Origin of the sequence: Lawsonella sp., from assembly GCF_011525565.1 — a bacterium.
GTDB classification, from domain to species: Bacteria; Actinomycetota; Actinomycetes; order Mycobacteriales; family Mycobacteriaceae; genus Lawsonella; species Lawsonella clevelandensis_A.
In genome coordinates, this window is record NZ_WVRS01000014.1 from 58,298 (window position 1) to 77,759 (window position 19,462).

18 protein-coding genes are annotated in these 19,462 nt (G+C 53.3%); 13 read left to right on the forward strand and 5 right to left on the reverse strand.

Going from position 1 to position 19,462, the window contains the following annotated elements:
• Window positions 1-3: 3 nt before the first annotated feature.
• Window positions 4-1,083 carry a phosphoribosylformylglycinamidine cyclo-ligase gene (purM, locus tag QZV76_RS06745; protein ID WP_290599213.1) on the forward strand — a complete coding sequence of 360 codons (1,080 nt, stop codon included), beginning with the start codon at window positions 4-6 and terminating at the stop codon, window positions 1,081-1,083.
• Between the two features lie 167 nt (window positions 1,084-1,250).
• Here purM and QZV76_RS06750 read toward each other — a convergent pair whose 3' ends face one another.
• Both QZV76_RS06750 and QZV76_RS06755 read right to left on the reverse strand, forming a co-directional pair.
• Complete coding sequence (locus QZV76_RS06750; RefSeq protein WP_290599214.1) at window positions 1,251-1,457, reverse strand: DUF3073 domain-containing protein; 207 nt, start codon at window positions 1,455-1,457, stop codon at window positions 1,251-1,253.
• A 125-nt stretch (window positions 1,458-1,582) separates the two neighbouring features.
• Window positions 1,583-2,725 (reverse strand): hypothetical protein, encoded by a 1,143-nt coding sequence (locus QZV76_RS06755; RefSeq protein WP_290599215.1) that lies wholly within the window; start codon window positions 2,723-2,725, stop codon window positions 1,583-1,585.
• A gap of 328 nt (window positions 2,726-3,053) precedes the next feature.
• On the opposite strand from QZV76_RS06755, the gene QZV76_RS06760 reads away from it, so the two are divergent.
• From QZV76_RS06760 to cydC, 4 genes are read left to right on the forward strand one after another with little or no spacing between them, the layout of a single operon-like run.
• A complete protein-coding gene (locus QZV76_RS06760; RefSeq protein ID WP_290599216.1) occupies window positions 3,054-4,679 on the forward strand; it encodes a cytochrome ubiquinol oxidase subunit I in 1,626 nt (541 codons plus the stop codon).
• A gap of 15 nt (window positions 4,680-4,694) precedes the next feature.
• Window positions 4,695-5,732 carry a cytochrome d ubiquinol oxidase subunit II gene (cydB, locus tag QZV76_RS06765; RefSeq protein ID WP_290599217.1) on the forward strand — a complete coding sequence of 346 codons (1,038 nt, stop codon included), beginning with the start codon at window positions 4,695-4,697 and terminating at the stop codon, window positions 5,730-5,732.
• A 26-nt stretch (window positions 5,733-5,758) separates the two neighbouring features.
• Complete coding sequence (gene cydD / locus QZV76_RS06770; protein ID WP_290599218.1) at window positions 5,759-7,531, forward strand: thiol reductant ABC exporter subunit CydD; 1,773 nt, start codon at window positions 5,759-5,761, stop codon at window positions 7,529-7,531.
• Window positions 7,528-9,237 carry a thiol reductant ABC exporter subunit CydC gene (gene cydC, locus QZV76_RS06775; RefSeq protein WP_290599219.1) on the forward strand — a complete coding sequence of 570 codons (1,710 nt, stop codon included), beginning with the start codon at window positions 7,528-7,530 and terminating at the stop codon, window positions 9,235-9,237. Before cydD ends, cydC begins: the two co-directional genes overlap by 4 nt.
• Window positions 9,238-9,290: 53 nt before the next feature.
• On the opposite strand, the gene QZV76_RS06780 is transcribed toward cydC, so the two are convergent.
• From QZV76_RS06780 to QZV76_RS06790, 3 genes are all read right to left on the reverse strand, one after another.
• Window positions 9,291-9,965, reverse strand: coding sequence for an FABP family protein (locus QZV76_RS06780; protein ID WP_290599220.1), 675 nt, complete (start codon window positions 9,963-9,965; stop codon window positions 9,291-9,293).
• A gap of 62 nt (window positions 9,966-10,027) precedes the next feature.
• Entirely contained in the window at window positions 10,028-10,441 is a 414-nt protein-coding gene (locus tag QZV76_RS06785) for a hypothetical protein (protein WP_290599221.1), read from the reverse strand.
• Window positions 10,442-10,561: 120 nt separating this feature from the next.
• Window positions 10,562-11,437 (reverse strand): DUF2993 domain-containing protein, encoded by an 876-nt coding sequence (locus tag QZV76_RS06790; protein WP_290599223.1) that lies wholly within the window; start codon window positions 11,435-11,437, stop codon window positions 10,562-10,564.
• A 286-nt stretch (window positions 11,438-11,723) separates the two neighbouring features.
• Between QZV76_RS06790 and QZV76_RS06795 the strand changes: the two genes are divergently transcribed.
• The 8 genes from QZV76_RS06795 to QZV76_RS06830 form a co-directional block, all read left to right on the forward strand.
• The gene (locus tag QZV76_RS06795; protein WP_290599224.1) at window positions 11,724-12,452 is read left to right on the forward strand and encodes a response regulator transcription factor; all 729 of its coding nucleotides are present in this window, start codon (window positions 11,724-11,726) and stop codon (window positions 12,450-12,452) included.
• 5 nt (window positions 12,453-12,457) lie between these two features.
• A complete protein-coding gene (mshD, locus tag QZV76_RS06800; RefSeq protein ID WP_290599225.1) occupies window positions 12,458-13,528 on the forward strand; it encodes a mycothiol synthase in 1,071 nt (356 codons plus the stop codon).
• An 85-nt stretch (window positions 13,529-13,613) separates the two neighbouring features.
• Entirely contained in the window at window positions 13,614-14,702 is a 1,089-nt protein-coding gene (gene pstS, locus QZV76_RS06805) for a phosphate ABC transporter substrate-binding protein PstS (protein WP_290599226.1), read from the forward strand.
• Window positions 14,699-15,634, forward strand: a complete 936-nt coding sequence (gene pstC, locus QZV76_RS06810) for a phosphate ABC transporter permease subunit PstC (protein WP_290599228.1) — start codon at window positions 14,699-14,701, stop codon at window positions 15,632-15,634. Before pstS ends, pstC begins: the two co-directional genes overlap by 4 nt.
• Entirely contained in the window at window positions 15,635-16,597 is a 963-nt protein-coding gene (gene pstA, locus QZV76_RS06815; protein ID WP_290599229.1) for a phosphate ABC transporter permease PstA, read from the forward strand. It begins immediately after the preceding gene.
• A 26-nt stretch (window positions 16,598-16,623) separates the two neighbouring features.
• Window positions 16,624-17,400: a phosphate ABC transporter ATP-binding protein PstB gene (gene pstB / locus QZV76_RS06820; RefSeq protein ID WP_290599230.1), complete on the forward strand. Its 777-nt coding sequence runs from the start codon at window positions 16,624-16,626 to the stop codon at window positions 17,398-17,400.
• 367 nt (window positions 17,401-17,767) lie between these two features.
• Complete coding sequence (locus QZV76_RS06825; RefSeq protein WP_290599232.1) at window positions 17,768-18,451, forward strand: hypothetical protein; 684 nt, start codon at window positions 17,768-17,770, stop codon at window positions 18,449-18,451.
• A gap of 31 nt (window positions 18,452-18,482) precedes the next feature.
• Window positions 18,483-19,462 (forward strand): hypothetical protein (locus tag QZV76_RS06830; protein WP_290599233.1); only part of this gene is annotated, 980 nt, incomplete at its 3' end.

Here is a 19,462-nt window from a genome sequence, read left to right on the forward strand (position 1 = left end):
CTCATGAGTGTGGAAAACCCCCAATCGAAAGGGATGTCCTACGCCCAAGCTGGTGTCGATATTGAAGCAGGCGATAAAGCTGTAGAGCTTTTCGCCCCGCTCGCCAAGAAAGCTACTCGCCCGGAGGTGCGCGGCGGACTTGGCGGCTTCGCTGGCCTTTTTGCGCTGGGTACCCAGTACAAGGAGCCGCTGCTCGCAGCCTCCTCTGATGGTGTTGGCACCAAGATTGATATTGCCCGCCAAATGGGTGTCTACAACACGGTTGGTCTCGATCTTGTCGCTATGGTTGTAGATGACCTTGTTGTCTGCGGCGCAGAACCCCTCTTCCTGCAGGATTACATTTCCATTGGCCATGTTGTGCCTGAAAAAGTCGCCCAGCTTGTTGCAGGTATCGCGGACGGTTGCGTGAAGTCCGGCTGTGCGTTGCTCGGTGGTGAAACTGCTGAACATCCAGGCCTTATGGCACCAGACGAGTTTGATATGGCAGCCACCGGTGTTGGCGTCGTAGAGGCTGCAGAGGTCCTTGGACCCGATCGCGTGAAGGCCGGCGACGTATGCATCGCTATGGCGTCCAGTGGCCTACACTCCAATGGTTACTCACTTGCCCGTAAAGTACTGCTTGATATGGCTGGTCTTCCCCTGGATGCGCATGTGGAAGAGTTCGGCCGTACCGTGGGTGAAGAAATGCTGGAACCCACCTATATCTATGCCAAAGACTGCCTGGCTGTTATGGCGGAAGCCCAGGTGCGTACATTCTGCCACGTTACTGGCGGTGGATTAGCAGGGAACCTGGCACGAGTTATTCCAGAAAGACTCACTGCTGATCTGGACCGCGCCACCTGGACACCAGGCGCAGTTTTCCGTGTCATCCAAAAGGAAGGACACGTTGAAATTGCCGATATGGAACAGACATTCAATATGGGTATCGGTATGGTCGCTGTTGTTGCCCCCGAAGATGCAGATCGAGCAATGGCAGTACTGACCGCCCGTCATATTGACTCGTGGGTACTGGGAGAGGTTCGCGCTGCGGACGATGCTAGTATGCCGCGAGCAACCCTCCATGGTAGCTATCCGCGTTTTTAGCTTTCATACTGTCAATGGACAGGCAAATATAAACAGCTGAATAAATAGCACGAAAGGGGAGCTCCACTGCTAGTGGGGCTCCCTTGACGTATTTATATATCGTTGAGTGCGGTAGAGATACGCGTTATCGCGAAAGAGTGGAATGGAAACACTCAGTGCGAAGCTGGTCACTTCCAGTCTTCGTACTTCTTGTACGGATCCTCGTCTTCAACGTCATCGTACTCATCCGCCCACCTGTCGACGTAACGATCATCTTCATCAGATGACGAGCCAGACAGCTCACGCTGGAGGCTCTCAAAATCAGTCTCAGGAGAGTTGTACTTCAACTGGCGAGCAACTTTAGCCTGCTTCGCCTTGGCACGGCCGCGGCCCATGGCCTGACCCCCTTGAAATGTGGATGGCTCTCACTTTTGTGAGTCACCGAATGTTTCTACGTATGGTCCTGGCAACTAGGATACCGGTTTTCCTGTCAAAATTCTTTCTTGACGTGAGAAGTTCCTCATAAGTTCCTGTGTCTTGCTGATGAGCGGAAGCTCTGAACAGCCTCTCTACCTGCCCTATGCCCATCAGGATGAACCGATAATTCCCCCATAATAGAGGCTTTACCTGCATCTTCATCTGTTTTCCAGAAAAGTTCTTGAGAATCTTCAATAGTGCGGCGAACTAATCCCAATGCCAGTGGGCCATATTCCCAATGATCGACAACCGTACCAATACGTCCCACAGACTTGCGATAATCGGCATCCGCATAGAGATCAGTGCCAGGAACGGGACGCACTTCGGAGGAGCCATCAAGAAGAAGAACAATTTGGCGACGTGGCGGCAAACCAACATTATGAATCTTGGCGACAGTCTCCTGGCCGCGGTAGCACCCCTTTGTGACGGAGGCGCCGGCACCCGTATCCGGTTCCCCCACAGAGTTATATTCATGGGGAAGGGATTTGTCGTCCATGTCTGTTGTTATCTCTGGGAGACCTGCTGCGCAGCGCAGCGCGTCCCACGTCCACTTACCAGTAGTGGTAAGGCCAGTAGCACATAGCTCGTTGACGAGGGAAGCACAGTCAGTAGTGGGAGGAATATATAGCAGTGCAGTGGGGATCCCGCGTGGGCAACCTTGGGCGGTAATGACGTGCTTGCTGTCTAGTAGTGCGGAGACAGCGGGGGAGAGGAGCGGCTGCGACGTGGCAGCAGTATCGGTGGCAGCAGTGTTAACAATTGCGCATACGCTGTCGTCGGTTGTGGTAACAGTGACGTTTGACCAAAACACCATGCTGGTGAGGTACTCCTGGAGAGAATCTCGATGTTCTCTGGGGGTGGCAAGGAAGTAACCGTCGGGTGTGCGGGCCACCCAGCATTCTTCACAAATGTGTCCGTGGGCATCCAGGATGTAGGTGTGCCGCAGTTCGCTGTGGGTGGGGGAGAGGACAGGCATATCGACTACTTTTTGGGCGAGTAGTGAGTGTAGCCAGCTGGGGGCATCTTCTCCGGCAACGTGTAGTACGGAAAGGTGGCGTAGATCGATGAGGACGCCTGTGTCGTGGGCGGCGCGTTGTTCTGCGAAGGGGTCTCCGCAATGCCAGGTGGATGCGGTGGGGTGAGTGGATGTGGGCACACCCTGGGGGAATTGATAGCTGGTGGTCATGATTAAGAATATATGTTGTTATCGTGACATTTTAGGATAAATTACCCCCGTTTGGGGGTAGTCTATTTTTGCCACGATATTGCCAAATTATGTCATTAACCAGACTTATAAATTGTGATCGATGCCACTATAAATGCCGGTCACATACGGTCTTTAATAAATCGAAAAAATAATTCCATTATTACAACGGATTTTTATGGCAAATAATGCGACAGTCTGTCTCATTCAGGTTCACCCTAGCTGGCTGTCCTGTTAAGTTAGGCTTAGGCCCGAGAACTATCGGGATCACCGCAATGGCAGCAATGCCACGCAAAACGGAGTCGCTTCAATGGATGTTTTAGACCTATCCCGGTGGCAATTCGGGATCACGACGGTCTATCACTTCATCTTCGTACCATTGACGCTGGGCCTTACGGTCCTTGTCGCTATTATGCAATCCATCTGGATGGGTACGAAGAAGGAGGGATGGTACCGCGCTACCAAATTCTTCGGTAAGTTGATGGTCATCAACTTTGCCCTCGGTGTCGCAACTGGCATCGTGCAGGAATTCCAGTTCGGCATGAACTGGTCCGGGTATTCTGCCTATGTCGGTGACGTATTCGGTGCACCGCTCGCTTTCGAAGGCCTCATGGCGTTCTTCCTAGAGTCCACTTTCCTAGGACTCTGGATCTTCGGCTGGGGTCGCCTATCGCGCAAAGCCCACTTGGCGTCTGCCTGGGCATTTGCACTAGCAACCAATATCTCAGCTTTCTGGATTATTACCGCTAACGGCTTCATGCAGCATCCAGTTGGAGCCGAATACAACCCAGAAACAGGACGTGCCGAACTCGTTGACTTCGGGAAACTACTTGGTAACCCCGCGGGCCTGCTCGCCTTCGCCCACGTTATTTCCGCATCCTTCCTGCTTTCCGCTACGTTCGTGGCCGGTATTGCCGGATGGTGGATGTCCCGCATTGTGCGAAACTATTCCCAGAACAATCCCGCACAGAACACTCTTCTCCAAAGCAACGTCGCAGAGGGTAGTGCGGTAGAGAAAGCTACAGATAAGGCTGCTAAGAAAGCTGCCAAGAAGGCCGCCAAAGACTCTATTGGTGCACACACCATAAAAGACGCCGAAACGGTTTTCCGTCCGGCGTTCCGTCTGGGTCTTCTCGTCATGATCATCTCCGGAATTCTTGTTATTGTTTCCGGTCACTACCAAATGCAGTGGGTATTTGACGATCAGCCCATGAAGGCCGCCTCTGCGGAAGTTCTCTGCAAGACTGAAACAGACCCCAACCTTTCCCTCCTCTCCAAAGCCCCCGGGAATAACTGCGAGAATGCCGATGAGATCATGGGTATTCCCGGTATGCTCTCGTGGCTCATCGACGGTAAGACCTCCGGTGTTACCGTGGAAGGCATTGAAAACCTCCAACACAAGTACGAGAAGATGTATGGGCCCGGTGATTATCGCCCCAATATCCTCGTCACCTACTGGTGCTTCCGCCTTATGATCGCAATGGGTGTCTTCAGCCTTATCCTCGCCATTATTGGGCTTGTCGTTACCAGTAAGGGCAAGATGCCAAGCAGCAAACACTTCGAGCGTTTCGCTGTCTTCTGCTTGCCCTTCCCCTTCATCGGCCACGCTCTTGGATGGATTATGACGGAGATGGGACGCCAACCCTGGATTGTCCACCCGAACCCCTCTGGAGATCCGCGTATTCACCTCACCGTAGACGAGGCTGTGTCCCCGCTGGCACCCCATGAAGTGTGGATTTCCGTCATTGGGTTCACCCTGGTCTATCTCATCCTCGCCGTTGTCTGGTTCTACCTCATGCGTCGCTACACAGCTGTGGGCCTAAGGCCAGCTGACAAGGAGCCACTGCCTGAGTTTAAGGACGACGATAACGACGGCTATCCCGACTACGCTCACGACGAGAACGGGGACCCCACTCCGCTCTCCTTCGCCTACTAAGAGGAGGTTACTGACATGGGTTTGCAAATCACGTGGTTTGTTCTAGTCGCAGTCCTCTTCTTCGGCTACTTCGTGCTAGAAGGCTTTGACTTCGGCGTTGGTATTTTGGCACCGTTCGTGTCCCGTCACGATAATCCTGAAGTGCAAGAAAAGAAGCGTCGTGTTGTTCTCAACACGGTCGGTCCGCACTGGGATGGCAATGAAGTGTGGCTACTCACCGGTGGTGGTGCCCTCTTCGCCTCCTTCCCGCAATGGTACGCAACCTTATTTAGCGGCTTCTATCTAGCACTCTTCCTTATCTTGCTGGCCCTCATCTGGCGCAACGTCTCCATTGAGTTCCGCGGCAAGATTGAATCTAAAGGCTGGCACAAGGCCTGGGATATTGGATTCTTCGTCGGTTCCCTGCTACCGGCACTCCTCTGGGGTGTGGCTTTCGCCAACATTGTGGAAGGCGTTGAAATCGACGCAGACAAGAATGTTCTCACTTCCCTGTGGGGCCTACTGAACCCCTACGGCATTCTCGGTGGCCTGGCTACTCTGCTGCTGTTCACACTGCACGGTGGAGTATTCCTGGCGCTGCGAACCGAAGGAATTGTGCGCGAGTCCGCACTGAAGGCTGTTCGCTATGTCGCTATCCCCACCATCATTGTGGTGGCTGCGTTCGGCCTGTGGACCCAGCTGGCGCACGGTAAAGGCTGGACGTGGGCGGCCCTGGCTATCGCCGCAGTTGCCCTCATCGTGGCTGTAGTGCTGGCCTGGCGTGGGCAGGAAGCTGTCTCCTTCGGCCTCATGTGCCTCACCATTGCCGGTGTTGTCCTGCTGCTGTTCGGCTCCCTCTACCCGTACCTCATGCCGAGCACACTGGAGGGTGGCTTCTCGCTCAGTATCTACAACGCCTCCTCCAGCCACTACACGCTGAAGGTCATGACCATCGCCGCCGGCATTATGACGCCTATTGTCATCGCTTACCAGGCCTGGACTTTCTGGGTCTTCCGCAAGCGCCTGACCACGGCTCTTATCCCTGACGGACTTGGTCTAGAAGCGGCCGCCTAACGGAAAAATTAGGTAGCCTTTAACCTGTGAAAAAAACACAAGAACGCCGACAACCACCTATTGATCCACGGCTGTGGAAAGCTTCCCGAAGCGCCCGCAGATACCTGGTTCTCTCGGTCGTTGTCGGCGTTCTTATTGCCACACAAATGATTGTGGTGGCCTGGTGCATTGCGCGTGTCACTGCCGGAATTATCACCCAGCCCACACACCGCCACATCAGCGACTGGGCGCTAGAACTTAGCCTCCTCGCGGCAATGATTGTGCTGCGCGCCGTCACCGGATGGGTACAAGACCGGTACGCACACCGCGCTGCTGGACGCGTCGTCCTCGACCTCCGACTTTCCCTCCTGCGCGCGGCCCGCCACACCAACCCTCGAGTGCTGGCCGCCCACCGCGACGAACTCCGCACCGTCGCTACCTCTGGCCTCGACGGGCTCCCCACCTACCTCATCAGCTACATTCCGGCCCTCATGCTGGCTGTTACCGTCAGCCCCCTCACCTGGATAGCTATTCTGTGCGCCGACTGGCGTTCCGCCGTCATTATCGCTATTACTATCCCGCTTATCCCCATCTTCATGATCCTTGTTGGCAAACTTACCGAGGAACGCACCCGGCGTCACCTTGAATCCATGAAGACACTCTCTAGTACTCTGCTGGATCTTGTGGCTGGCCTGCCTACATTAATTTCCCTGGGGAGGGAGAAAGGCCCCGCCCGCACTGTTCGCCGAATTGGCCAGGAACACTTCAATGCCACCATGGCGTCGCTGCGTATTGCCTTCCTCTCCAGTGCAGTACTAGAACTTCTCTCCACTCTCTGCGTTGCCCTCGTCGCCGTAGAGCTTGGTTTTCGCTTGATGGGATACACCGGGGAAGTTCCCCTTTTTAACGCTATTTTTGTGCTCATTCTTGTGGCGGAAGTCTATAAACCACTGCGCACTGTGGGATCCAAATTCCACGATTCCGAAGACGGCCAATATGCTGCCGATCGCGCCTTCACAGCTATTGCCCTAGCCGAAGAAAAGACACAGCACGAACCAGACTCTGTTGAACGAGAGCCTGCTGCACTTTCCCCGGCTAGCCGCATTGACGTCACGGACCTCACTATTACCTCGCGTGGCGGCTATGCCCCCTACCAGCTTTCATTTACTGCCGAACCTGGCCATATTACTGTTCTGACGGGTGCTAACGGTGTTGGCAAATCCACAAGCCTCTTAACCATCCTAGGAATGCCCGGCATGATGCCAGAAGACTCCGGAATACACGGAACAGTCCTTATCGATGGGCACCCAGTACGCAACATTCCCACCGAGTACTTGTGGGAGCACATGAGTTGGCTACCACAGCGGCCGGCCATTATTGCCGGTACTGTCCGCGACAATCTGCTAGGATCCGTAACTTCTATAGGACGCTCTGCAGGTCCTTCTACAGATCCTTCTGCAGGGAATATAACCGATGCCATTGTGCAGGCTGCCCAGCAAACAGGCTTTAACCACGTTATCGAGCAATTACCTGACGGCTACGATACCTGGCTTGGCTCCGGTGGTATAGGCCTCAGCCTGGGACAGCGGCAGCGTCTAGCACTCACACGCACTCTTGCCGACACTACCCGCCACGTCATACTTTTGGACGAACCCACCGCTCACCTTGACGGGGAGGCCGAAGACCGCGTTATCGCCAGACTGCGGGAACGTGCCGCCGCTGGGGACACGATCCTCATTGTGGGCCACCGCGACAAATTACTGCAGGCAGCGGACACCGTTGTGAATGTTCACCGGCGTGATAGGGAGGAGGGACAGTGAAAGAACTTCGTCTTGCTTTCGACCTCCTACGAATGAATACGTGGCGAGTTATTCTCGCCATTGTCGTGGGGAGCCTCACCCTTCTCTCTGCGTTGGGGTTGGCTGGTTTATCAGCCTGGCTTATTGCCCGCACATGGCAGAAGCCTCTGGTGGCTGCCATTACCCTCTCTGTGACATGCGTGCGCGCGCTGGGCATATCACGTGCTGTTTTCCGTTACCTTGACCGCCTGGCCTCCCATAATGTTGCCCTCAAAGGGCTTGTGAATGCTCGTGAAACAATCTACAACCATCTAGCTGCGGGAGATCCCACAGTAGTACTACGCATGCGGAAAGGGGATTTCCTGGCCCGTCTCGGTGCCGATGTTGACGCAGTGGGGGATCTTATTGTGCGAGGTATTATCCCCGCCTTCGTAGCGCTTGTACTGGATATTGTGGCCATTGTGTGGATGAGTATTCTCTCTCCTTGGGCCGGACTTGTTATGGCCATTGCACTGCTGATCTCCGGCATACTAGTACCCTGGCTATCGGCACGTTCCTACACGGAGGCGGAGGAAGCCCGTGCAGATGCCGAACACGATCTGTATGCGGACGTCGTCACCGTGATGGATCATGCTCCCGAACTTGCTGTTGCTGGCCGCCTAGACACAGTTATTGATTCCGCCGACCAGGCAGGCGTCCGCACCTTAGAGGAAGAAGACCGCAGCGCTGCTCCCAACGCAATAGCTTCAGCTATTGGCCCCGTCGCCACCTGGATAACGGTGCTGGCATGCCTCCTCATTGGCATTATTCTGTATGCGCAAAATGGTGCAGGCGTAGCGTTTGCGGAAACAACCGCCATGCAGCCCACCACACTATTAATGATGTCCCTGCTGCCGCTGGCAGCTTTCGAAGCATCCGATCAATTACCGGTTGCGGCCCAACAATTTGTGCAATCCCGTACAGCATTACGCCGGTTACGTGAATTACTCACCCCGCCACGTGAAACCGGTGGCACCCCGCTACCGTCACCACTCCCTGCAACAGCACCAGCAGTGCAAGTTGACCATCTGGTAGCTGGCTGGGATAAGGCACGTCCACTGAATAACCCACTCACTTTTTTCCTTACCCCTGGTGAACGCATGGTTATTGTGGGCCCGTCCGGTATTGGTAAAACGACACTATTGTCTACTATGGCGGGGCTCCTCCCCCCGGTGCAGGGCACAGCGCTTCTCTATGGGGTGGATGTTGCTGTAGCAGAAGAGAAAAGTCTCCGCAGTACAGTGGGTGTTTTTCCCGAGGACGCCCATATTTTCGACACAACAGTACTGGAGAATCTGCAGGTAGCCACCGGTAATGTCACTGTTGAGACAGCGACGGCAGCGCTGCAGAAAGTCGGTTTAGGGGAGTGGCTTGATAACCTTCCCGACGGCATTAATACTCATCTCGTTGGCGGTGCAGAAGCTGTCTCCGGTGGGGAGCGTCGCCGTATCCTACTGGCGCGTGCCTTACTGTCACAGCGGCCAGTAGTGTTCTTGGATGAACCCACAGAACACATGGATAAAGTGGATATGCGAATGATGATGCAGCGCATTCTTACCGCTGACGATATCTTTACCGCACAGCAGACTGTAGTGGTGGTAACGCACGTCCTACCCGATAATCTGCCGGAAGATGTACAGGTAGTGGCAGTGGAACCAACGCCAGAGCGTCGATTCCTCACCGCCTAAAACCGCGATGATCGCCTAAAACCGCGATATCGGCACACGTTAGTCTGTACTCTTTAGCCAATAATGCGGCTAAGGCGAGCCGACATGCGGGGAACGAATTCACCTTTCACTTCGCGCTCTTCCACCCATCCCAAATCAGTGCCTTCAACCAGGCCATAGAGGCGTTTACCGCGGCCAAGATCCTGGCCGGTGGGGGAGGCGAGGGAGACGTCAGTAGTTAGTTCCCAGGCACGCTCGTTGAGAGGCTTCCCTAGATAAAGCTCGGAAAGACCAGTGCTGGTGCAGACAAGCAGCTCAATGTCGTCGCTTGCGCTAATGCGCCAGAAGCCGCTTTCGCGAACATCTGGGTTAGTGACGGAGCCTTCGCCGTCAAGACGCCAAGTGCGGGAATCCCAGCACAGGTAGTTTTCACCATTATGGGAAACGATAAGCTGCTGCCCAAAAGCGAAATCACCCTGCTCGTTTTTGGCTTCTTCCTCGGTGGGGGTGGCTTCTGGATAGTTACCCACGCCCGTACCACGCCACACACCTACCAGAGGAAGGAGAGCAAGCAGACCTTCATGAATATCGGGGCCGTAGCGCAGGTTGGCGGTGTCGTCGGCAATGGGGAGTCCCTCCAGGGCAGGGATATTAAGACCGGATGTGGAGGCGGCTATCTCTTCTGCTTTGGTAATAGCTTCATTGCCGGTAAGGGGAGTGCTGCTTGCGGTGTTGTTCGTGTCAGTCATAGGTGTTCGATTCTCTCGTTGCGGTGGTGACGGGGTGAGTGTTTGTGCGTGCGTATGAAATTTTAGTAGTTACGTCTATTGGCGCGCCGGTGTGGACGGGTGGAGCGACTATCGCGTGTCCGGAGGGAGCGGCGAACTGTTTCACCGCTTCTCGCTGCGCTGTGGTCTCTAGCTGCGCTGTGGTCTCTGGCTGTGCCGCCACCTGCGGCTGTGCTGTCAGTGTTGGTTGTACTGTCTCCGATAACAGTGGGCTCTACGGTGTTGGATCCTGTTTCCGCCAAGTTGGTGTGGACGGGTGCCGCGCTGCGGAAAACAGCGGAGTCGTTATCGTCCGCCTGGCTCGTGTAGGTATTGTCGGTGCCGTCATCGTATATACCTGTGGGAACACGACGATAGTTGCGAATAAAAACAGCCACCATGCCAGCTGCTTGCGCAAGAGCTACCAAGATAAGGAGGATCTGCATTGTTACTACCACGTGCTTATTCTCCTTCTGGAATATCTGTGCAGTCTGAAATATCTGTGCAGTCTGGGATGTAGTATGTCGCGAAGGTGCATTCCCATATCTAGGGTAATTGGTGACAATGTTCTTGCAGCATTATTGTGGCGCGAATTTGAAATAGTTTGCGAGGTTCTCCCAGCGAACTTTTGTGGACGTCCCTCCGGGGTAGCGAGCAGTGTTTTTGCCCGTGATAGGCGATTGGGCAGTGGGACCAACGATAACAAGGTTGCCGGCCTGCGCGTAGGCTAACTGTGGAGTGATGCCGAGGGGGAGCGAGGGAACATAGAGGCTTAGCGAAAGACGGTCAAAGACTTTCTTCCTGTTCGCATCATTGACGGGGCAGGGGGCAACGCTGGAATCTTTCGTCTTGTCCTTAAAAATTAGGAGATCCTCAGGGTCTATTTCTAGCCGCTGTCCTTCTTTCCAGAAGAATACGTGGGCGCGAACTTGCACATACACCGAGTTACGTTGCTTATGTCCGCAATCAAGAGGGAGGGTTCCGGTGAGGAGTCCCTTATCTTCTCCAGCACCGGCGGGAGAGGCATTCGTACCCGCTTGAAACTGAAGATCGCTGATGCCGGAGTGCTCAGCGAGCGCACTGCCGGAAATGTAGACGCGGCCGGTGCCTTCTCCAAAACTAAAATCGTGAAGTTTTCCGGCGAAGAGATCATGCTGGTTGAATTTCAGGTTGGAGTATTCAACCTGTACGTTAGCGCGGGGGATATCGGGGGAGGCGTCTGGCTCATCATTGAGGTTAATAAGCAGATCGCCACTATGTCCGGTAGGGAGTTTGGCAATATTGGGGAAGGATTTGAAGGCGACGTCTGGGCGTGTACGAATACGCGCATTAGCGAGAAGAACATTAGCGAGCATCTTTTCCGCGTAGGAAGAGACCGCAATTTCCGCTAGGCCAAGGACTAACACCACAATGGCGAGCCCAGTGAGCCACTTTTTCACTGTCGTATTCGGCATGCGCATACCTCTATTGTGGACTATTAATTCTCTATGACCTAGTAGCTACAGGCTCAGCAGCCACAGGTTCAGTAGTCACAGGCACAGTAACTATAGACACAGTGACTGTGTGAGCATGGTAAGCATATGGGTTCTGTAAGGCTCTGTAACCGCATAGTTGGTGAGTGGGTAGAATAAGCGGGAAGTAGTAATGCGTGACCAACGGTTACTTATGCGCATAGGTGTTACGTTGCGGTGGGGTGATGCGTCCGCCTAGCAGGTAACAGGTACCTCGAAGGGAGAGCGTATGCGCATCCTCATGTTAAGCCATGAGACGGACAATGCCTCCGTCATACCAGCTCTCGATTTACTCCCCCATACTGTGGTGGTATGTGCTCCCGATCTCCGTATTTTCCTGGAAGACAACGAATATGACGTTGTCCTGGTAGATTCCCGTAATAACCTTGCCGAGATGCGTTCTTTCTGTGGTTCTTTAGCGACAGTGTGCACCCTCCCCGTCATCTCCATATTCACAGAAGGTGGTCTTGTTGCGCTAAGCCCCGAGTGGAAAGTAGACGATCTTCTTCTTACCACGGCCAGTCCCGCTGAGGTGGACGCGCGACTGCGAATGGTGGTGGCTCGCTTACAAGAAAACAGTGGTGATGCGGAGGACGGCGTTATTACCTTGGGGGATCTTCTGATCGATGAAAACACGTATGTCGCCCGTCTAAAAGGACGCCCCCTAGATTTAGCGTATAAAGAATTTGAATTGCTGAAGTTCCTCTGCCGACATCCTGGCCGGGTATTCAGTAGAACCCAACTACTGCAGGAAGTGTGGGGATATGACTTCGTAGGGGGAACTCGCACAGTGGATGTTCACGTGCGCCGCCTACGCGCCAAACTTGGACCAGAGTACGAAGCGCTTATTACCACTGTCCGCAATGTTGGATATAAAGCAGTCGAGTCTACCTCTGGCAGGAAGACCGATAATCCGCTTAAAGCTACTCCGTGTAAAACTACTTCGCTGGAAGGATAAAACTCGTGGCAGAATTACTGTGTAATAGTGCTTTTCCTGCGCAGTTAACAGCACAAGCCAAACTTGTGTGTGCGGCGGCACTATCCAGTGATGGAGTTGAGCCCCTATCAGAACAAGCTGAGGCACTTATTTGTGCAGATTCAGACCCCGCAGTTATCCACGCATGGGCGCTAGAAGAAGGATGTCTCGTAGGGTATGGGAATGTTGATTGCCGACGGATTCCCACTATTGAGGTAGTTGTACATCCCCTGTATAGGCGGCAAGGAATAGGAGAGAAGCTCCTGTGTACACTGCTCGGCTCAGCTACAGACTATTCTGCACAGCCTGACGATAGTGGTACCGCAGACGACGCTGACAAGCGCCCAATGGTGTGGGCACATGGGGATTTATCTGCAGCATCACACCTAGCGCAAAAACTACATTTAGAACGCTCGCGGGAACTACTACAAATGAGTTGTTCACCAGCAAATCTCACCACCGCCCTTCCCTCTCTTCCTGCGAATAGTGAAATTCTTACCTTCACCGAAGCCGATAATCGGTTTGGGGAGACTGCTATGAATGCGGAAATAGTGCGCGTCAACAACGCGGCTTTCTCATGGCACCCGGAGCAGAGCGGATGGGATACGGCACAAGTTGTATCGCACCGAAATGAACCCTGGTTTACTTCAGACGACTGTTTTGTGGCGCTGGCTCCCGGCGACGGCAGTACAACTTTTGGCGATGCCGGTGCCGTGTCGGGGACATCTGGAGCGAGACCGCGTGTCGCTGGGTTTGTGTGGACAAAAATACACGGTGTTTCCACAGACGCGTCTACGGAACTATCTACAGGGAAGATAGGTGAGCTCTACCTCGTTGGCGTGGACCCTGCCATGCAAGGACAGCGGATTGGGACAGTCCTTACCTCTCTAGCACTGCGTCAGCTAGCTACACGTCATGTTTCACAATTTATCCTGTATGTGGAAGGTGACAATACAGCTGCATTGAAAGTTTATGAACGCCATGGATTCACTATTTCTCGTTGCGACGTGGCCTACCGTTACGATCGCTGCAAGTATCCTCTAACAGAACCAAGATAGACACTCTACCTCGACTTATTTCACCAACTATTCACCTTCCCAAGGAGGTATAAAAGCACCTCCTACAGGTACGGTTAATAGGCGTATGGACACGTTAGACGGCACTGCTTTTCGCCCCCGTCGCGCGAAAACGCGTATGAGAAAAACACTACTGGCTCTCTGTGCAGTCAGTACACTGCTTACCGGCTGCGCTGGTAATCCAGATAACACCAATGGCACCCTGACGGGAGAAGGCGCCACCTCGCAACAAAACGCCATCAACCTATTTGCGGACGTTCTTATTCGTGAACACGGTCTTAACCTGGCCTACAACGCCACTGGTTCAGGTGCCGGCGTGCAAAAGTTCCTGGAAAGCGTTGTTGTCTTTGGTGGCTCAGATTCCCCACTCGATGCAGACGAGGCGAAACGCTCCCTGGATCGCTGCAAAGGCCATCCCGCCTGGCATCTTCCCCTTGTTATTAGCCCCGTTGCTATCGCCTACAATCTGCCCGGTGTGGACGGCCTAGTCCTTACCGCAGACGCGCTAGCGAAAGTCTTTAAGGGCGACATCACCAAATGGAATGATGCCCGTATTAAGAAACTCAACCCCGGTAAAACCCTGCCGGACGAGCACATTAACGTCATCTTCCGTTCCGATAAGTCCGGTACCACCGACAACGTGCAAAAATTCCTGGCCTACACTGCACCCAAGGTATGGAAAGCCGATGCCGTCGGTAAAGTATGGCAGGGAGTTGGCAATGGTGCGCAAGGCTCCGCTGGTGTAGCCGGAGACGTCATGGGTAACGAATACTCCATTACCTATGTTGAGGGCGGATACGCCAAGAAGATGCAAACCGTCCACCTCGACTTCGGTTCTGGCCCCGTCGCTATGACGGATGCTTCAGCTGGCCGCGCTTTGGACCATATTCGTTTCCGCGACAATAGTCTTAACCGTGTAGTTGATACGGAACACCTATACACGCTGAATAAGCCAGGCGCCTACCCCTTCCTTCTGACCACCTACGAAATCTTCTGCTCAGCTGGCTATTCGAAGGATGACAGAGAACGCCTCCAAACGTTCCTCCGCAGTGCCCTCACAGAAGGACAGAAAATCGTGAGTACCCACGGTTACATCCCACTACCGCCCAGCTACCAGAAGAAACTTATGGCCACAGTAGAGGCGGCAAATAAATGAGTAAAGGCACCCAGAAACAAGACAATTTCTTCGCGGGTGCGATGAAAGGCGCAGGCATCTTCATTGTCGTCGTCATCGCCTCTATTGGTATCTTCCTTCTCTGGAACGCTATTCCCGCGTTACAGCACGACACCGTTAACTTCTTTACCTACGATGGCCCCTGGTCTACGGATGATCCGGACGCCATGGAATTTGGTATCTCCAACCTCTTTTGGACAACTATCGTTGTCTCGTTGGTAGCACTTATCCTGGCATTACCCATCTCCCTGGGTATCTCGCTGTTCCTCTCCATGTACTGCCCGCAAAAGCTGAAAGCACCACTGGTATACACAGTGGATCTGCTGGCTGCAGTACCCTCCATCGTTTACGGCATCTGGGGCGCCGGCGTACTCGGCCCCTTCCTCGGGCCCGTCTTTAAATGGATATCGCGCACACTCGGTAGCGTTATCCCCTTCCTATACTCGGAGCCCACAGATCCACCGCTAGGTACTGCCCGCACCGTCTTCACCGGCGCGGTAGTACTAGCTATCATGATCCTCCCCATCATCACCTCCACCGCCCGCGAAGTCTTCAACCAAACCCCCAAAGGACAAATTGAAGCAGCTCTGGGGCTTGGTGCAACTCGCTGGGAAATGATTAAACTTGCTGTCCTTCCCTTCGGACGGTCTGGCCTTATCTCCGGCGCCATGCTGGGGCTTGGCCGTGCACTTGGTGAAACGATGGCACTCTTCATGGTGATTGCCGGTGGTACTTTCGGAGGTTCCCTCTTCGACTCCGGTACTACCTTCGCCACCCTCATCGCACAATCCGCCGCTGAGTTCAAAGACCCACTCTCCACCGGTGCTTACATCGCCGCTGGTCTAGTGCTCTTCGTTCTCACCTTCATCGTCAACAGTATCGCCCGTGGCGTACTCGCACGGAAGGGGAAGTAAATGTCACAAGTTGCAGTTGACGACAGCTCCCACACCAACACCACCTTCACCCACCTCGCAAAAGCTAAGAAGGAAGACGGTCCACTTAAAATAGTCGGATTCGAACCCCTCGCGAAGCGCCGCAAGGCAGCCGACCGGAATGCCACATTCCTCATCTGGCTCTGCCTGATCCTGGCTCTGATCCCACTCATTTGGGTTCTCGCCACCGTCATCATCAAAGGCGCCCCCGCTATTGCACACTTCTCCTGGTGGAATAACGGTGACCTCGGTTTCGCCCCCGATGATAAAGGCGTTGGACACGCTATTGCCGGCACCCTGCTGCAAGTAGCCATGTGTACGGTAATCTCCGTCCCCATCGGCCTAGCCATTGCCATCTACCTGGTGGAATACGGTCAAGGAAAAGTACTCGGACGGATAACCACCTTCATGGTGGATATCCTTTCCGGTGTCCCCTCCATTGTGGCAGCACTCTTCATCTACACCGTATGGGTCAGTATCCTACGATTTGATCGCTCCGGCTTCGCCGTCACCCTCGCGCTTATTCTGCTGATGATTCCCGTCATCGTGCGAAATACAGAAGAAATGCTGAAGGTCGTTCCCCAAGACCTACGAGAAGCTTCCTACGCACTGGGTATCCCCAAATGGAAGACAATTATTAAAATTGTTCTCCCCACCGCAGCATCCGGTATCGCCTCTGGCATTATGCTGGCCATTGCCCGCGTGATGGGCGAATCCGCACCCGTCATCATCCTGGTAGGCTCCACCCGCGCCTTCAACTACGACCTGTTCCACGGTCCGCAGAGCTCCCTCACCCTCTACATGTATGATGCCTTCCGCGTCACCCCAGACTACGCGGACTCTGCAACACTCTGGGGCAGTGCCCTCACCCTTGTTATCCTTATCGCAATTCTCAATATCTTGGCCCGCGTAATCGCCAAGGCCATCGCCCCAAAAACCGTCTAGCCGGAAAGAAAGAGTAAGAATAAGCCATGGCAAAACGACTCGACATGAAAGATGTGAATATCTACTACGGTGATTTTCATGCCGTGAAAGATATTTCCCTCTCGGTCGCTCCTCGCTCGGTAATGGCCTTCATTGGACCGTCCGGCTGCGGTAAATCCACAGTGCTCCGCACTCTCAACCGCATGCACGAAGTTACCCCCGGAGCCTACTGCACAGGCGAAGTCCTCCTTGATGGCCAAAACATTTACGACCCCCAAGTAGACCCCGTCTCCCTCCGCTGCACTATCGGCATGGTATTCCAGCGGCCAAACCCATTCCCCACCATGTCCATTGAAGACAACGTCATCGCTGGCCTGAAACTACAGCGACGCGTCTCCAAGGAAGAAAAAAACGAGATAGTGGAACGCTCCCTACGTGCCGCTAACTTGTGGGATGAGGTTAAAGACCGCCTCACCATTCCCGGTGGTTCCCTTTCCGGTGGACAGCAGCAGCGTCTCTGCATTGCCCGCGCTATTGCTGTAGAACCTGAAGTACTCCTGATGGACGAGCCCTGCTCCGCCCTGGACCCCATCTCCACGTTGGCCATTGAAGACCTTATGAGCCAGCTGAAGGAAAACTTCACTATCGTTATTGTCACGCACAATATGCAGCAGGCAGCCCGCGTCTCCGATGACACCGCATTCTTCAACCTGGAAGAAACCGGCAAACCTGGGCAGCTAGTAGAAGTAGGCCCCACCTCTAAGATCTTCTCCAACCCGGATAATAAGGCCACAGAAGACTACATCTCCGGCCGCTTCGGATAGTCAGATACGCCTGGACAGTGCGGAACAGTGTGGATGCGTGTGCGGTGAATACCTTGCGAGTATCCCACTGAAATATCAGGTAAAGATAAGTCACAAAAAGAATACGTATACACAAGAAAACCGTTACTGATAAGGAATTATCAGTAACGGTTTCTCTCTATAAAAGTAGCGAGAGACCGATAATTTCTACGGATTTTGTGTCTTTTACAGGCACTTTAAAAATATCCGTAACGGTTGTACTGGTTTCATTAATGGAATCCCTCTAGCCTCGCCGCAAAAGTAGGACTCCTACGGAAGCAGAGAGTGTGGTTTACTGTGCTCACTAAAATTTTTTAGAGATGTATTTCAGTTGAAAGGTCAGTACGTGATGAAGCCTGTATCTACAGGAAAAAGACTGGTGACAGCCGCAGTTATGTGTGGTCTGCTAGTGGGCGTATCGGGGTGTGAGAGTCATTCTGTGTTGTCTGGGAAGTCTGTGGGGAAATCGTCTACATCTGCGTCGGCGAGTGCGGGGCGTGATCCGGATCGTATTTACGCTAATCACGATAAGGGTGCAGATCCGAATATTAAGAATTTCGATACTGTGCAGGAATACCGGGATTACTATGCTCTTACTAAAAAGTGGGGGTTGAAGCAGACGGCTGACTGGTTGGAGATTTGTAATCAGGTGAATGTGCCGGCGATGAGGACAATAGGATTCGATCCACAAAAAGATCTAGAAAACAGGTATGGAGGTGAGGAGAAATTTAACTGTTATTGGGATCGAGATCGTGGACGATTGCAGTTTTTCTTCGGTCGGATTGATACGTTGCAGGAGTATTTAGACCGGAAAGATATTGATCGTCGGTCAACAATGACACGGGGTGGCAGAACCTACTACATGGGTCATATCGAGTTCGCTGCAGAAGGAACATCGCTTAACCGCTATGACTGCACTCTGGCCTACGAACATGGAAAATACGCTTACTTTGCCTCGTTTACGGGGAAAGACCCAAAAACCCATGAACAGGCCTGCAATGAGCTTATTGATATGGTCTCGCCCCAACACTAAGAAATAAACATTCGCAAGAAAGTGACTGATTATGTATTCCCATCCCGATGAGATCCGTAAACACTGCGAAAAACTCATCACCATTGTTGATAATGCCGATTTAAATCATTTGAATCACTGCTCATTTGCCGGGTTATCGTCTGCTCTAGTGTCTGTGCAGAGTATGTTTGACCAAATCAATGCCTTTACAGAGGGTATGCATAGTCTACAAAACCTTGTGAAATGGCATGTCGAGGAGGGACATTGTGTGGCTGCGGCGATTAAAAGCCAGACACGGGCGGTGTGTCTTACTGATGCGCATACGTGCGATAGTTTACAGACTGTATATGGTCAGGTCGCGGGGAAGAAACACCACAGGGGATGTCTACCTGTCGATCAATCAGGGTTAGGACATGGGGTGGAATTGTCCGGGCATCATCTGCGCACCTTCCCCAGCGTAGGGATCAGGTTGACGCCGGAGCCTTTGGGTCAGGATATTGATTGGTTGGCGACTCAGTTCGCTAAATTCGATGCCAGTGTGTTCATGGATCGTGCATTAGCGTGGAAGAGTGTTAGTGAAACTCTTGAGTCTTTATCGAGGGATTTGTATAGGGTCGCTGTTGATATCGAGAGTGAGGGGTCTCGTGATGCTTATACCCAAGCTGCTGGGCAGGGTATGCATCGTTGGATACGCTCCCTCGATGAATTAGGGGAACAAGCTGGTGTTATCGGACGGCATATTGATTCCTATAGCAAGAGCTATGAGTATGCATACACACAAATTAACGGCATAGCTAATGAGGCTGATCGGAGGCGGCGGACAGCTACCCCAGAACACCCCTACCGTGCAGACCAAGCCGCCAAGTACAGGGAAGAAGTGGATAGGGTTCTTGAAGAACGGTATAACCCATCACTTATTCATGCTGATGCGCACGCGATAGAAATGCCGATCCCCCTGCGGGCACTTCATGCTGATGATACTGTTCATATTCCCGCACCGCAGAGTGTTTTTAATGGTGCTGGTGTTGGTGG

Excerpts from the sequence above, each read along its gene's own strand:
- QZV76_RS06825 (WP_290599232.1), top strand. The coding sequence starts at position 17,768 with ATGAAGCCTGTATCTACAGGAAAAAGACTGGTGACAGCCGCAGTTATG.
- cydB (WP_290599217.1), top strand. The coding sequence starts at position 4,695 with ATGGGTTTGCAAATCACGTGGTTTGTTCTAGTCGCAGTCCTCTTCTTC.
- pstA (WP_290599229.1), top strand. The coding sequence starts at position 15,635 with ATGTCACAAGTTGCAGTTGACGACAGCTCCCACACCAACACCACCTTC.
- QZV76_RS06795 (WP_290599224.1), top strand. The coding sequence starts at position 11,724 with ATGCGCATCCTCATGTTAAGCCATGAGACGGACAATGCCTCCGTCATA.
- QZV76_RS06755 (WP_290599215.1), bottom strand. The coding sequence starts at position 2,725 with ATGACCACCAGCTATCAATTCCCCCAGGGTGTGCCCACATCCACTCAC.
- QZV76_RS06780 (WP_290599220.1), bottom strand. The coding sequence starts at position 9,965 with ATGACTGACACGAACAACACCGCAAGCAGCACTCCCCTTACCGGCAAT.
- purM (WP_290599213.1), top strand. The coding sequence starts at position 4 with ATGAGTGTGGAAAACCCCCAATCGAAAGGGATGTCCTACGCCCAAGCT.
- QZV76_RS06790 (WP_290599223.1), bottom strand. The coding sequence starts at position 11,437 with ATGCCGAATACGACAGTGAAAAAGTGGCTCACTGGGCTCGCCATTGTG.
- QZV76_RS06750 (WP_290599214.1), bottom strand. The coding sequence starts at position 1,457 with ATGGGCCGCGGCCGTGCCAAGGCGAAGCAGGCTAAAGTTGCTCGCCAG.
- QZV76_RS06760 (WP_290599216.1), top strand. The coding sequence starts at position 3,054 with ATGGATGTTTTAGACCTATCCCGGTGGCAATTCGGGATCACGACGGTC.
- pstB (WP_290599230.1), top strand. The coding sequence starts at position 16,624 with ATGGCAAAACGACTCGACATGAAAGATGTGAATATCTACTACGGTGAT.
- pstC (WP_290599228.1), top strand. The coding sequence starts at position 14,699 with ATGAGTAAAGGCACCCAGAAACAAGACAATTTCTTCGCGGGTGCGATG.
- pstS (WP_290599226.1), top strand. The coding sequence starts at position 13,614 with ATGGACACGTTAGACGGCACTGCTTTTCGCCCCCGTCGCGCGAAAACG.